This is a genomic window from Streptomyces sp. SID3212 (assembly GCF_009865405.1).
Taxonomy (GTDB): Bacteria; Actinomycetota; Actinomycetes; order Streptomycetales; family Streptomycetaceae; genus Streptomyces.
In genome coordinates, this window is sequence record NZ_WWJY01001133.1 from 1 (window position 1) to 14,264 (window position 14,264).

The 14,264-nt window shown below is 70.6% G+C and carries 14 protein-coding genes; 12 read left to right on the top strand and 2 right to left on the bottom strand.

The genetic code is table 11. The features are described 5' to 3' along the window. Positions 1-164: 164 nt before the first annotated feature. Positions 165-941, top strand: a complete 777-nt coding sequence (locus GT042_RS33405; RefSeq protein WP_202534463.1) for an inositol monophosphatase family protein — start codon at positions 165-167, stop codon at positions 939-941. Between the two features lie 149 nt (positions 942-1,090). Here GT042_RS33405 and GT042_RS38465 read toward each other — a convergent pair whose 3' ends face one another. Beyond that, positions 1,091-1,264, bottom strand: coding sequence for a hypothetical protein (locus GT042_RS38465; RefSeq protein WP_167025849.1), 174 nt, complete (start codon positions 1,262-1,264; stop codon positions 1,091-1,093). A 391-nt stretch (positions 1,265-1,655) separates the two neighbouring features. Here GT042_RS38465 and GT042_RS33410 point away from each other — a divergent pair, with 391 nt between their 5' ends. The 4 genes from GT042_RS33410 (at position 1,656) to GT042_RS33425 (ending at position 5,179) form a co-directional block, all read left to right on the top strand. Further along, positions 1,656-2,309, top strand: a complete 654-nt coding sequence (locus GT042_RS33410; protein WP_161312429.1) for a response regulator transcription factor — start codon at positions 1,656-1,658, stop codon at positions 2,307-2,309. A 5-nt stretch (positions 2,310-2,314) separates the two neighbouring features. Beyond that, positions 2,315-3,550: a HAMP domain-containing sensor histidine kinase gene (locus GT042_RS33415; protein ID WP_161312430.1), complete on the top strand. Its 1,236-nt coding sequence runs from the start codon at positions 2,315-2,317 to the stop codon at positions 3,548-3,550. 405 nt (positions 3,551-3,955) lie between these two features. Next, positions 3,956-4,252, top strand: a complete 297-nt coding sequence (locus GT042_RS33420; protein ID WP_030350183.1) for a DUF4193 domain-containing protein — start codon at positions 3,956-3,958, stop codon at positions 4,250-4,252. 12 nt (positions 4,253-4,264) lie between these two features. Beyond that, the gene (locus GT042_RS33425; RefSeq protein WP_161312431.1) at positions 4,265-5,179 is read left to right on the top strand and encodes a hypothetical protein; all 915 of its coding nucleotides are present in this window, start codon (positions 4,265-4,267) and stop codon (positions 5,177-5,179) included. A gap of 45 nt (positions 5,180-5,224) precedes the next feature. Here the strand turns inward: GT042_RS33425 and GT042_RS33430 are convergent, their stop codons facing one another. Continuing rightward, complete coding sequence (locus tag GT042_RS33430; protein WP_161312432.1) at positions 5,225-5,683, bottom strand: DUF3093 domain-containing protein; 459 nt, start codon at positions 5,681-5,683, stop codon at positions 5,225-5,227. A gap of 132 nt (positions 5,684-5,815) precedes the next feature. On the opposite strand from GT042_RS33430, the gene dut reads away from it, so the two are divergent. The 7 genes from dut to GT042_RS33465 all read left to right on the top strand — a co-directional run. Further along, the gene (gene dut, locus GT042_RS33435; protein WP_161312433.1) at positions 5,816-6,331 is read left to right on the top strand and encodes a dUTP diphosphatase; all 516 of its coding nucleotides are present in this window, start codon (positions 5,816-5,818) and stop codon (positions 6,329-6,331) included. A gap of 1 nt (position 6,332) precedes the next feature. After that, positions 6,333-7,112 (top strand): DUF3710 domain-containing protein, encoded by a 780-nt coding sequence (locus GT042_RS33440; RefSeq protein WP_161312434.1) that lies wholly within the window; start codon positions 6,333-6,335, stop codon positions 7,110-7,112. 334 nt (positions 7,113-7,446) lie between these two features. After that, a complete protein-coding gene (kdpF, locus tag GT042_RS33445; protein WP_161312435.1) occupies positions 7,447-7,536 on the top strand; it encodes a K(+)-transporting ATPase subunit F in 90 nt (29 codons plus the stop codon). 3 nt (positions 7,537-7,539) lie between these two features. After that, positions 7,540-9,204, top strand: coding sequence for a potassium-transporting ATPase subunit KdpA (gene kdpA, locus GT042_RS33450; RefSeq protein WP_161312436.1), 1,665 nt, complete (start codon positions 7,540-7,542; stop codon positions 9,202-9,204). Beyond that, on the top strand, positions 9,201-11,357 hold the full coding sequence (gene kdpB, locus GT042_RS33455) for a potassium-transporting ATPase subunit KdpB (RefSeq protein WP_237531452.1): 2,157 nt from the start codon (positions 9,201-9,203) through the stop codon (positions 11,355-11,357). Before kdpA ends, kdpB begins: the two co-directional genes overlap by 4 nt. 14 nt (positions 11,358-11,371) lie before the next feature. Beyond that, on the top strand, positions 11,372-12,034 hold the full coding sequence (locus GT042_RS33460) for a potassium-transporting ATPase subunit C (RefSeq protein WP_161312437.1): 663 nt from the start codon (positions 11,372-11,374) through the stop codon (positions 12,032-12,034). Between the two features lie 89 nt (positions 12,035-12,123). After that, the coding region (locus GT042_RS33465; RefSeq protein ID WP_161312438.1) for a DUF4118 domain-containing protein at positions 12,124-14,264 on the top strand (2,141 nt) is incomplete at its 3' end.

Below are 14,264 nucleotides of genomic sequence, written 5' to 3' on the forward strand. Positions count from 1 at the left end.
GTCGGTTGCTGCCCGGCCCGGGCCCCGCGCCCCGCCGCCGCGGGCGCCGACAGTCCGTACGCCTGAAGGAGCCCGCTGTGACCGACGCCCCGCACGACGCCCCGCACGATCCCTCGCACGAGGTACGCGCCGACGCACCGACCCCCGACCCCCTCACGGGTGAACTGCTGGCCCTGGCCCTGGAGGCCGCCCGGCGGGCGGGAGCGCTCCTGCGCGACGGCCGGCCCGACGACCTGGCCGTCGCCGCGACGAAGTCCAGCCCCATCGACGTGGTCACCGAGATGGACATCGCCGCCGAGAAGCTGATCACCGGCTACCTGACCGAACACCGCCCCGACGACGGCTTCCTCGGTGAGGAGGGCGCCAGCTCGGCGGGCACCAGCGGCATCCGCTGGGTCATCGACCCGCTGGACGGCACGGTGAACTACCTCTACGGCCTGCCGACCTGGTCCGTCTCCATCGCCGCCGAGCGCGACGGGGAGCGGCTGGTGGGCGTGGTGGAGATCCCGATGCGCCGCGAGACCTTCCGGGCCGTCCTCGGCGGCGGCGCCTTCCTGAACGACCGCCCGGTCCGCTGCCGCCCGGCCCCGCCGCTGGAGCGCGCCCTGGTGTCGACGGGCTTCAACTACGTCACCACCGTCCGCGCCCACCAGGCGGACATCGCCCACCGGCTGATCCCGCGGCTGCGGGACATCCGGCGCGGCGGTTCGGCCGCCGTCGACCTCTGCGACGTGGCGGCGGGCCGCCTGGACGGCTACTACGAGCGTGGGCTGCACCCGTGGGACCTGGCGGCCGGGGACCTGATCGCGCGGGAGGCGGGCGCGCTCACGGGCGGCCGGCCCGGCGAGCGGCCGGCGTGGGACCTGACGGTGGCCGCCCCGCCCGGTGTCTTCGAGCCGCTCCAGGCGCTGCTGGAGGAGTACGGCGCCTGGCACGACTGAGCCGCCCGGACACACGGAACAGCCCCGGTGCCGTCCCCTCGGCACCGGGGCTGTTCTCTGTTGTGTTCATCCGTGTGATGCGTGTGGTTCGTGTGTTTTCTCAGAAGTGTTCATCAGTGGTATGCGTCGGTATTCGTCGTACGGGCTGGTCAGACGCTGGCCGCGCCGACCTCCACGCCATGTTCCGCGGCGAGCCGGCGCAGATCGTCCAGCTCTTCCTGCTCGACGTCCGCGAGGAAGTCGTCTCCCGCTTCCCGGGCATGGGTGAGATCGGTTTCCGTGGCCTTTATACGCTGAAGCAGCCCTGCGGTGAATGCGTCCATTGCGCCCCCTCGTCGTGGGTCAGTGGCACGGGGGTGTGCCGACGTCGTGGTCGATGGCACGGGGGTGTGCCGACGGCGGGTGATCACGCGCCCACTGCCTTCTGGGGGGCAGTTGTGGGACCTGACATGCCACAAACAGGGCGTGATCTCGGGATGTGAAGTCGTTTTCCCCAGGCTCCGTCTTCGAGAAACCTCAACTCTTCAAAGAATCCTGAGTATTCCCGTCGTCCCCGGTGGGGGCCGGTGAAGGCCGCCCGGCCGTGCGGCAGCAGGGGCCCGGTCTCGTCTTACCGCCGGTTTACGGGCGTAGCGGGCAGGATGGGGGCGCACACCCAGTGCGACGACCTGCCCTGATCCCAGGTGACGGGCGACCAGAGGAAGGAACAGCGCCGTGCGCGTACTCGTCGTCGAGGACGAGCAGCTGCTCGCCGATGCGGTGGCCACCGGACTGCGCCGGGAGGCCATGGCCGTTGACGTCGTGTACGACGGCGCGGCCGCCCTGGAGCGGATCGGGGTCAACGACTACGACGTGGTGGTGCTCGACCGCGACCTCCCCCTGGTGCACGGCGACGACGTCTGCCGCCGGATCGTGGAGCTGGGGGTGCCCACCCGGGTCCTGATGCTCACCGCCTCGGGCGACGTCAGCGACCGGGTCGAGGGCCTGGAGCTGGGCGCGGACGACTATCTGCCCAAGCCCTTCGCCTTCACCGAGCTGACCGCCCGGGTCCGCGCGCTCGGCCGGCGGACGACGGTGCCGCTGCCGCCCGTCCTGGAGCGCTCGGGGATCAAGCTCGACCCGAACCGCCGCGAGGTCTTCCGGGAGGGCAAGGAGATCCAGCTCGCCCCCAAGGAGTTCGCGGTGCTGGAGGTCCTGATGCGCAGCGAGGGCGCGGTCGTCTCGGCCGAGCAGCTGCTGGAGAAGGCGTGGGACGAGAACACGGACCCGTTCACGAACGTCGTGCGCGTCACGGTCATGACCCTGCGCCGCAAGCTGGCGGAACCGCCCGTGATCGTCACGGTCCCCGGTTCGGGCTACCGGATCTGACGCCGGTGGCGACCAACCCGGTGCCGCCCTCGGCACCTCCGAAGCCGACCTGGGACCCCAGGCGGCCCGACCAGACGCTGCCGTGGGTGCGTCCGACGATCCGTATACGTCTCACGCTGCTGTACGGCGGGATGTTCCTGATCGCCGGGATCCTGCTGCTCTCGATCATCTATCTGCTCGCGGCGCAGGCCCTGCACGTGGGCAGCAACCTTCCCTTCAAGATCGTCTCGGGGTCGGTGAGCAGCGACACCTGTTCGTTCCCCAACGACCGGCCCACCCCGGACGAGTTCAACGCGGCGATCAACAGCTGCGTCAACCACCAGCGCGCCCAGGCCCTCGACGACCTGCTCACCCGCTCGCTGTTCGCCCTGGTGGGCTTGAGCATCATCGCGTTCGCCTTCGGGTACGCGATGGCGGGCCGCGTGCTCTCACCGCTGGGCCGGATCACCCGCACCGCGCGCCGCGTGGTCGGCTCCGACCTCTCCCGGCGGATCGAGCTGGACGGCCCGGACGACGAGCTGAAGGAGCTCGCGGACACGTTCGACGAGATGCTGGAGCGGCTGGAGCGTGCCTTCACGGCGCAGCAGCGCTTCGTCGCGAACGCCTCCCACGAGTTGCGTACGCCCCTGGCGATCAACCGGACCCTGCTTGAGGTCCACCTCTCGGACCCGGGCGCGCCCAGTGAACTCCAGCAGCTCGGCAAGACGTTGCTGGCGACGAACGAGCGCAGCGAGCAGCTGGTGGAGGGCCTGCTGCTGCTCGCCCGCAGCGACAACCAGCTCGTGGAGCGAAAACCGGTCGATCTCGCCGAGGTGGCCACGCGCGCGGTCGACCAGACCCTCGGCGAGGCCCAGGAGAAGAACGTCGTCATCCGGGGCGAGCGGGCGCCCGCGGTCGTCCAGGGCAACGGCGTCCTGCTGGAGCGGATCGCGCTGAACCTGGTCCAGAACGCCGTGCGGTACAACGTGGCGGAGGACGGCTGGGTGGAGGTCACGACCGCGCTGGAGCCGGGCCAGGCGGTCCTGGTGGTGTCGAACACCGGGCCGGTCGTTCCCGCGTACGAGATCGACAATCTCTTCGAGCCGTTCCGCCGGCTCCGTACCGAAAGGACCGGCAGCGACAAGGGCGTGGGCCTCGGCCTGTCGATCGCCCGGTCCGTGGCCCGGGCCCACGGCGGCCGTATCATCGCGGAGCCCCGCGAGGGCGGTGGCCTCGTGATGCGGGTCACCCTCCCGGTCTGAGATGCTGCTCGCGGCATTCCGGACGAGGCTGGCTTTTGTTCGCTTTGCGCGGAATTTTCGGGGCCCCTGCCCGGTTGGGGGATGTGTGATCGATCACAGGGTCGAATTCACGCCCATCCACTCTCTGTGATCAAGCCACCTTCGGAAAGCCGGTAAAGTCCGGGTTTCCAGGGCCCCGGATCACGGGAAGTACACGGGGTGGCGCCCGTGTAGCACGACCTCAGGACCGTGTACGGTCCCCTTCGCCACCCGCAGTCGATCACTCAGCAGGAGTGCGATTGGGTGTCGATTGAGTAACAGACCTTGATGTGAGGCAAAATCTCCGCCTCAGGTCGGGCACAAGTCCGGCCTCTCACGCGTTACGTGCGCTGGAGACACCACAGAAACCCAGAGGGGGAGAGCGACATGGCAACGGATTACGACACCCCACGCAAGACCGATGACGACGTCGATCAGGACAGCCTTGAGGAACTGAAGGCCCGTCGGAACGACAAGTCGACCTCGGCGGTCGACGTCGACGAGTTCGAGCAGGCTGAAGGCCTGGAGCTGCCCGGCGCGGATCTCTCCAACGAGGAGCTTTCCGTCCGTGTGCTGCCCCGTCAGGCCGACGAGTTCACCTGCATGAGCTGCTTCCTGGTGCACCACCGCAGCCAGTTGGCCAGGGAGAAGAACGGTCAGCCCATCTGCCGCGACTGCGACTAGGGAGGGCCGGCCGTGACAGGCGACTCACCGTCTTGGAAACGGCGCTTCGGCCCTGCGGGTCCACCGAAGGCGTTTGAGAGCGGCTCAGGCCCGGCAGGAGGCCCTCAGCCTCCCGCCGAGCACGCCGCTCTCGTGCCCCTTCCGGACCACGACGACGACGAGCGAGACCCCCGGGTCTCGCTCGAAGCGGCCCAGGACGACCACGACGGCCCCAGGACCAAGGGCCGGCGCCTGGCGGCCGTCACACGGGGAGTACGCAAAGGAGGCGTGGGCGCCAAGGCGGCGCTCGGCCATCTCGCCGACCGGATCATCGAGAACGCTCCTCGGGTCCCGGTCCGCGATCTGGCGACGCTTCGCCGCCAGTTCCCGGGTCTCGGACCCGAGGAACTGGCCGACAAGCTGATCGCGGGCGCCGCGAACAGCAGTTCGACGGTGGGCGCGGGCATCGGCGCGGCGGCGATGCTGCCCGTGCCGCCCGCGATGCCCGCCGAGCTGGCGGCGGAGATCACCGCCGTCGCCGCGATCGAGCTCAAGCTCATCGCGGAGCTCCACGAGGTCTACGGACAGCGCCCGCCCGGCACGACCAAGGAGCGCGCCGTCGCCTATCTGACCGCGTGGACGGAGGAGCGCGGCGTCGACGTCACGCGTCCGTCGACGATCAACAGCGCGCTGAGCGGCCGGATGAAGCGCGAACTGCGCCAGCAGATCATGAAGCGCACCGTCCGCAGCCTGCCGAACCTGGTCCCGTTCATGATCGGCGCCGCGGTCGGTGCGATGATGAACCGCCGTGACACCCAGAAGGTCGCGGGGCGCGTCCGCAAGGACCTGCGTTCCCGGCAGGTGCCCTGGGACGCGCTGCCCGAGCTGCCCCCGCTGGAGCGGCCCAAGGAACTGCCGCCCGAGCTGCCCAAGGAGCTGGGGCTCTGAGCCGGCCCCCCGGGTCCCGGGCCGGCCGCCCGGTCCTGGGGGCGCTCAGCCCGTCCGTACCGCTTCCAGCGCCGCCGCCAGCGCCCGCGGGTTCCTGGTGGAGAGATAGAGGTACGGGGTCGCGTCGTCCGGGTCCGTGACCTGGACCCGCAGCGCGGTCGGCACATAGCTGCGGAGCAGCATGAAGGCCCGGGGATCGGCCTTGTGCAGCCGCCAGGCACGCGCCTCCTCCTCGTCCAGCTCCTCGGCCTCGCCGAGCGCCGTGACAGGGATCCGGGCGTCGCCCGCGACGAGGGAGTCCGCCACGACCCGGATCCGTACGGACCCGTAGGAGCTGACCAGCACGGCGGCGAAGGCCCCCGCGACGATCACTCCGCCCAGCAGCGGCAGTGGCCCGAGAGGCAGCAGGATCAGACCGCCCGCGATTCCGGTGAGGGCGGCGATCGCCCACCAGGAACGGGGCGCGGTGAGACGTTCGTCGTAGCGCGTGGCGGATGGCTCCATGGGCGCAAGCTTGGCACGGTGCTGTCCCGGGACCACCGCGCGGGTAAGGTCTGCGGCTGTGAGTAACGTGCCGCCGCTGTTCCGCCACCGGCGGACCACGCCGGGCGCCCCCCGCGCCGCCGAGGTGAACCCATGAGCCGTCCCCCCGTAGACGTACTGATCCGCCGGGTCGATCCCGAGGTCCCGCTGCCCGCCTACGGGCATCCCGGCGACGCCGGGGTCGATCTGGTGACCACCGAGGCCGCCGAGCTGGCCCCGGGTGAGCGGGTCGTGCTGCCGACGGGGGTGTCGATCGCCCTGCCCGACGGGTACGCGGCCTTCGTGCACCCGCGCTCGGGGCTCGCCGCCCGCTGCGGTGTCGCCCTGGTGAATGCCCCAGGGACGGTGGATGCCGGGTACCGTGGAGAGATCAAGGTGATCCTGGTCAATCTCGATCCGCGCGAGGGTGTGCGGTTCGAACGATTCGACAGGATTGCCCAATTGGTCGTCCAGCAGGTCGAGAAGGTGCGCTTCCACGAGGTGGCGGAGCTTCCCGGGTCCGCGCGGGCCGAAGGGGGCTTCGGGTCCACCGGGGGCCACGCCTCCGTGGGCGGCGCACAGGGTGGGAATCGATACGCTTCGGTCGTATCAGACCGGGAAGGACAGTAACGTGTTCGGTCGCAAGAAGAGTGGTTCCGCAGAGGACGCGGCGGACGCGGCGGGCGAGGCCGAGCAGTTCGTCGACGGCGCCGACGCCGAGGTGGACGCCGGCGAGGCCGCGTCGGGCTCCCGCCGGGTGAATCTTCCCCCGGCCCCCCGCCCCGACGGCCCCTGGGACATCTCGGAGGTCTCGAAGCCCGACGAGGGCCGCGTGGACCTGGGCGGCATCTTCGTGCCCGGGGTCGACGGCATGGAGCTGCGCGTCGAGGTGGCCGGTGACGCGATCGTCGCCGCCACCATCGTCCTGCGCGACAGCGCGGTCCAGCTCCAGGCCTTTGCCGCGCCCAAGAAGGAAGGCATCTGGGGCGAGGTACGCGAGGAGATCGCCTCCGGCATCACCCAGCAGGGCGGCGTCATCGACGAGGTCGAGGGCCCCCTCGGCTGGGAGCTGCGCGCCCAGGTGCCCGTACAGCTGCCGGACGGCACCGGCGGCATCCAGCTCGTGCGCTTCATCGGCGTCGACGGCCCCCGCTGGTTCCTGCGCGGGGTGATCTCCGGCCAGGGCGCCGTCCAGCCCCAGGCGGCGGGCCTCCTGGAGCAGATCTTCCGGGACACCGTCGTCGTGCGCGGTGACGGACCGATGGCGCCGCGTGACCCGATCGTCCTCAAGCTGCCCGACGACGCGCAGATGGTCGCCGAGGGTGTCCAGCAGGAGGAGCAGGAAGGGTCCCGCTTCTCCGGTGGCATGGGCTCGCTCCAGCGCGGTCCCGAGATCACCGAGGTGCGCTGACCTCCGCCGTACCAGCTCTCTCCACGTGTGGCCGGTGGGCCGCACCCCTTCCCCGGGGTGCGGCCCACCGGCCTTTCCGGTGCCTTTCCGGTGCCTTTCCCGGGGTCATCCCCGGGAATCACGGGCGCGTCCGTAAGGAGTCCGTCAAGCCGGCGCCCGGGGACGTATGGGAGCCGTCAACAACCGCGGGACCGCTCATCACAGGAGGTTTCCTCAGGAAGTCACATTTCCCGGAAATCATCTAGGAGCACACGATGGCCGACGTGGCCTTCGTCGTCACCACGATCGCGGTCTTCGCGCTGGTGGCCCTCATCGCCAAGGGGGTCGCGAAGCTATGACCGCCGAGAACATCGCCGGCCTGGTCGTGGCCGCCGCCCTGCTGGGCTATCTCGTCCTCGCCCTCCTCTTCCCGGAGAGGTTCTGAGTGATGGGTCCCGTCCCCGCCGGCGTGCTCCAGGTGGTCGCGCTCGCCGTCGCCCTCGGCCTCGCCTACCGCCCCCTCGGCGACTACATGGCAGGCGTCTACAGCTCGTCCAAGCACCTCAGGGTCGAGAAGGCCGTCTACCGGATCATCGGCGCCGACCCCACCACCGAGATGCGCTGGCCCGCCTATCTGCGCGGCGTCCTCGCCTTCTCCGCGGTGAGCGTCCTCTTCCTCTACCTGCTCCAGCGGGTCCAGGGCGGACTGCCCGGCTCGCTCGGCTTCTCCTCCATCGACCCGGACCAGGCGTTCAACACCGCCGCGTCCTTCGTCTCCAACACCAACTGGCAGTCGTACTACGGCGAACAGGCCATGGGCCACGTCGTACAGACCGGCGGCCTCGCCGTCCAGAACTTCCTCTCGGCCGCCGTCGGCATGGCCGTCGCGGTCGCGCTGGTACGGGGCTTCGCCCGCTCCCGCACCGGTGAGCTGGGCAACTTCTGGTCGGACCTGGTGCGCGGCACCGTACGGATCCTGCTGCCGATCGCCGTCGTCGGCGCGATCGTCCTGGTGGCCTGCGGCGCGATCCAGAACTTCGCGGGCATCCACGAGGTCGGCCAGTTCACCGGTGGTTCCCAGCAGTGGAACGGCGGCGCCGTCGCCTCCCAGGAGGCCATCAAGGAGCTGGGCACCAACGGCGGCGGCTACTTCAACGCCAACTCCGCCCACCCCTTCGAGAACCCCAACGGGATCTCCAACCTCTTCGAGATCTTCCTGATCCTGCTCATCCCGTTCGCCCTGACCCGCGCCTTCGGCCGGATGGTCGGCAGCGTCAAGCAGGGGTACGCGATCCTCGCCGCCATGGTGGTGATCTGGATCGGGTTCACCGCCCTGATGCTGTGGACGGAGTTCCACCACGGCGGAACCGCGTTCCAGGACGCGGGCGGCGCCCTGGAGGGCAAGGAGACCCGCTTCGGGGTCGGCGGCTCGTCGATCTTCGCGGTGGCCACCACCCTCACCTCCACCGGCGCGGTCAACGCCTTCCTCTCCTCGTTCACCGGCTACGGCGGCGGCATCGCCCTGCTCGGCATGCAACTGGGCGAGGTGGCGCCGGGCGGGGTCGGCTCCGGCCTCTACGGGATCCTGATCATGGCGCTCATCGCGGTCTTCCTCGCCGGGCTGATGGTCGGCAGGACGCCCGAGTACCTGGGCAAGAAGATCGGCACCCGCGAGATCAAGTTCGCCGCGCTCTACATCCTGATCACCCCGGCGCTGGTCCTGAGCTTCACCGCCGTGGCCATGGCCCTGCCCACCCCGGGCCACTCCATGACCAACTCCGGCGCCCACGGCTTCTCCGAGATCCTGTACGCGTACACCTCGGCGGCCAACAACAACGGCTCGGCGTTCGCCGGGCTCAACGCCGACACCCAGTGGTTCAACACCACCCTCGGCATCGTCATGCTGCTCGGCCGCTTCCTCCCCATGGTGTTCATCCTCGCCCTGGCCGGTTCGCTCGCCGAACAGAAACCGGTGCCCGAGACGCTGGGCACCCTCCGTACCCACAAGCCGCTCTTCGTCGGGCTGCTCGTCGGCACGATCCTGATCGTCACCGCTCTGACCTACTTCCCGGCGCTGGCCCTGGGCCCGCTGGCCGAGGGGCTGGGGTCATGAGCGTCCGTCCCGAGCACGAGGATCCGATGTCCACTGTCACTCCGACCCGTGCGCCGCACAGCGACATCCCCGGCGGCCACGGCCCGGGGGACGGCCGCGTCGGCGGGGGTCTGTTCGATCCCAAGCAGCTGATCACGTCCTTCCCCGAGGCGATGCGCAAGCTCGACCCGAGGGTGATGGTCAAGTCGCCCGTGATGTTCGTGGTCGAGGTGGGCTCCGTCCTCACCACCGTCCTGGCCCTCACCCACCCCGGGGACTGGTTCGGCTGGGCCATCGCCGCCTGGCTCTGGCTGACCACGATCTTCGCCAACCTGGCGGAGGCCGTCGCCGAGGGCCGCGGCAAGGCGCAGGCGGACACCCTGCGCCGGGCCAAGACCGAGACCGTCGCCCGCAGGCTCGTGGAGAAGAACCCCGCGAGCCGCGCCGAGGAGCGGGTGCCCGGCACCGAGCTGCGCATCGGTGACCTGGTCGTCTGCGAGGCCGGCGACATCATCCCCGGTGACGGGGACGTCGTCGCGGGGGTCGCCTCCGTGGACGAGTCCGCCATCACCGGTGAGTCCGCGCCCGTCATCCGCGAGTCCGGGGGCGACCGGTCGGCCGTCACCGGCGGTACGAAGGTTCTCTCCGACCGGGTCGTCATCAAGATCACGACCAAGCCCGGCGAGACCTTCATCGACCGCATGATCAAGCTGGTCGAGGGAGCGGCCCGGCAGAAGACACCCAACGAGATCGCGCTGAACATCCTGCTCGCGTCCCTCACGATCGTCTTCCTGATCGCCGTCGTCACCCTCCAGCCGTTCGCCGTCTACGCGGGCGCCGGCCAGTCCCTGATCGTGCTGACCGCCCTGCTGGTCTGCCTCATCCCGACCACCATCGGCGCCCTGCTCTCGGCGATCGGCATCGCCGGCATGGACCGGCTGGTGCAGCGCAACGTGCTCGCCATGTCGGGCCGGGCCGTCGAGGCCGCGGGAGACGTCTCCACGCTCCTGCTGGACAAGACCGGCACCATCACCCTCGGCAACCGGCAGGCCGCCGAGTTCGTCCCGGTCGCCGGAGTGACGGCCGCCGAACTCGCGGACGCGGCCCAGCTCTCCTCGCTGGCCGACGAGACCCCCGAGGGCCGGTCCGTGGTGGTCCTCGCCAAGGAGCGGTACGGGCTCCGCGAGCGCGGCCGGGGCGAACTGGCCGGCGCCGAGTGGGTCGCCTTCACCGCCCAGACCCGGATGTCCGGCGTCGACCTCACGGAGCACGGCGCCACCCGCCGTATCCGCAAGGGCGCGACCGGCTCGGTCGTCGCCTGGGTCGAGCAGAGCGGCGGCGTGGCCTCCACCGAGGCCAGGACGCTCACCGAGCGGATCTCCACGGCCGGCGGCACCCCGCTGCTGGTCGCCGTGGAGGACGGCGCGGGCGCCCGCGTCCTCGGGGTGATCCACCTCAAGGACGTTGTCAAGGAGGGCATGCGGGAACGATTCGCCGAGCTGCGCCGCATGGGCATCAAAACCGTCATGATCACGGGCGACAACCCCCTGACCGCACGGGCCATCGCCGAGGAGGCGGGGGTCGACGACTTCCTCGCCGAGGCCACCCCCGAGGACAAGATGGCCCTCATCAAGCGGGAACAGGCCGGCGGCAAGCTCGTCGCCATGACCGGCGACGGCACGAACGACGCCCCGGCCCTGGCGCAGGCGGACGTGGGCGTGGCCATGAACACCGGCACCTCGGCCGCCAAGGAGGCCGGGAACATGGTGGACCTCGACTCCAACCCCACCAAGCTCATCGAGATCGTGGAGATCGGCAAACAGCTGCTCATCACCCGCGGCGCGCTCACGACCTTCTCCATCGCCAACGACGTCGCGAAGTACTTCGCGATCATCCCCGCGATGTTCGCGGTCGCGTACCCCAGCCTGGACCGGCTCAACATCATGGACCTGTCCTCGCCCGAGTCCGCGATCCTCTCCGCCGTCGTCTTCAACGCGCTGGTCATCGTGGCGCTGGTGCCGCTCGCCCTGCGGGGCGTGCGCTACCGGCCGACCAGCGCCGACCGGATGCTCAGGAGAAACCTGGGGATCTACGGCCTCGGCGGCCTGATCGCCCCGTTCGTCGGGATCAAGATCATCGACCTGCTCCTCTCCCTCATCCCCGGCATCGGGTGAACGGCATGTCTCTCATGAACAGCTCCGCAAGCGGCGGCGCACGGCTCCTCGGGGCCGCCCTGCGCGCCCTCATCGTCCTCACCGTCCTGTGCGGCGTGATCTACCCGCTGGCCGTCACCGGCGTCGCCCAGGGCCTCTTCCCCCACCGGGCGAACGGCTCCGAGGTGACCTCGGACGGCCGGGTCGTCGGCTCCTCGCTCATCGGCCAGCGCTACGACCTGCCGCTGAAGAAGGGCCAGGAGACCCCCGCGCCGGACCTCAAGTGGTTCCAGCCGCGCCCCTCCAACGGCCTGGGCGCCAACTCGGTCAACACCCAGTACAAGCTGATCCTGTCCGGGGCGACCAACCGGTCCGGCGACAACGAAGAGCTGATCCAGTGGGTCAAGGACGCCAAGGCCGCCGTGGTGAAGGACAACTCCGTCCCCGGCCACCCGGTCAAACCCTCCGAGGTGCCGCCCGACGCGGTGACCTCCTCCGGCTCGGGCCTCGACCCGGACATCTCACCGGCTTACGCCGCGCTCCAGGTGAACCGGGTGGCGGAGCGCAACCACCTCACCGCCGCACAGGTCGGCCGGCTGGTGGAGGACCACACCGAAGGGCGCGCGCTCGGCTTCATCGGCGAGCCCACGGTGAACGTCCTCGCCCTGAACTCCGCCCTGAAAGAACTGGCCGGCTGACCGCGCCGGGACATCCTCAGGACCGTCCGGCCCGCGGCGACCACCGCGGGCCGGACGCGCCGGAGCGTACGGAAGACGACAATGGGGCCATGGGACGCGGCAAGCTGAGGATCTATCTGGGTGCGGCGCCCGGGGTCGGCAAGACGTACGCGATGCTCTCCGAGGCCCACCGCCGGGTCGAGCGCGGTACGGACTGCGTCGTCGGCTTCGTCGAGCACCACGGCCGGTCCCGTACGGAAGTCATGCTGCACGGCCTCGAAGAGGTCCCGCGCCGGGAGCTGGAGTACCGGGGGACGCTCTTCACCGAGATGGACGTGGACGCCGTCCTGGCCCGCCACCCCTCCGTCGCGCTCGTGGACGAGATGGCCCACACGAACGTCCCCGGCTCCCGCAACGAAAAACGCTGGCAGGACATCGAGGAACTGCTCAGGGCCGGCATCGACGTCGTCTCCACCGTCAACATCCAGCACCTGGAATCACTCGGCGACGTGGTCGAGTCCATAACGGGCGTACGGCAGCGGGAGACCGTCCCGGACGAGGTGGTGCGGCGGGCCGACCAGATCGAGCTCGTCGACATGTCGCCCCAGGCCCTGCGCCGCCGCATGGCCCACGGGAACGTGTACAAACCCGACAAGGTCGACGCTGCCCTCTCCCACTACTTCCGGCCGGGGAACCTGACGGCGCTGCGTGAGCTGGCGCTGCTCTGGGTGGCCGACCGGGTGGACGAATACCTCCAGGAGTACCGGGGCGAGCACAACATCCGCTCGACCTGGCAGGCCCGCGAGCGCATCGTCGTGGGCGTGACCGGCGGCCCGGAGGGCCGTACGCTCATCCGCCGCGCGGCCCGCCTCGCCGAGAAGGGCGCGGGCGGCGAGGTGCTCGCCGTCTACATAGCGCGCAGCGACGGCCTCACCGCCGTGTCGCCCAAGGAACTGACCGTCCAGCGCACCCTCGTGGAAGACCTCGGCGGCACTTTCCACCACGTCATCGGCGACGACATCCCCTCTGCGCTGCTCGAATTCGCCCGAGGCGTCAACGCCACCCAGATCGTGCTGGGCTCCAGCCGCCGCAAGACCTGGCAGTACGTGTTCGGTCCCGGCGTCGGCACGACCGTCGCCCGGGAGTCGGGGCCCGACCTCGACGTCCACATCGTCACGCACGAAGAGGTGGCCAAGGGGCGCGGGCTGCCGGTGGCGCGCGGCGCCCGGCTGGGGCGCCAGCGGATCATCTGGGGCTGGCTGGTCGGGGTGGTCGCGCCCGTCCTGCTCTCCCTGCTGCTCACGGCCCTCCACGACACGCTCGGTCTCGCCAACGACGTCCTGCTCTTCCTCTTCCTGACCGTGCTGTCCGCGCTGCTCGGCGGCCTGCGGCCCGCCCTCGCCTCCGCCGCCGTGAGCACCCTGCTGCTGAACTTCTACTTCACCCCGCCCACCCACACCCTCACCATCCAGGACCCCAAGAACCTCGTCGCCATCACGATCTTCTTCGCGGTCGCCGTGGCCGTCGCGTCGGTGGTGGACCTGGCGGCCCGCCGTACCCACCAGGCCGCCCGGTTGCGGGCGGAGTCCGAGATCCTGTCGTTCCTCGCGGGCAGTGTCCTGCGCGGGGAGACCACCCTGGACGCCTTGCTGGAGCGGGTACGGGAGACCTTCGCCATGGAGTCCGTCGCCCTCCTGGAGCGCGGCGGCGACGTCGAGCCCTGGACCCGCGCGGGCAGCGTCGGTCCGGCTCCCGTGGACCGCCCCGAGGCCGCCGACGTGGACATGCCGGTGGGGGACCACATGGCGCTGGCGCTGTCGGGGCGGATGCTGCCGGCCGAGGACCGCCGGGTCCTGGCGGCCTTCGCCGCGCAGGCGGCGGTGGTGCTGGACCGGCAGCGGCTGGTGGGGGAAGCGGAGCACGCCCGGGCCCTGGCGGAGGGCAACCGGATCCGTACGGCCCTGCTCGCGGCGGTCAGCCACGACCTGCGGACCCCGCTGGCCGGGATCAAGGCGTCGGTCACCTCCCTGCGCTCGGACGACGTCGAGTGGTCCGAGGAGGACCGGGCCGAGCTGCTCGAAGGCATCGAGAACGGCGCCGACCGGCTGGATCACCTGGTGGGGAACCTGCTGGACATGTCCCGCCTCCAGACCGGAACCGTCACCCCCCTGATCCGCGAGATAGACCTCGACGAGGTCGTCCCGATGGCGCTGGGAGGGGTCCCCGACGGCAGCGTCGTCCTGGACGTCCC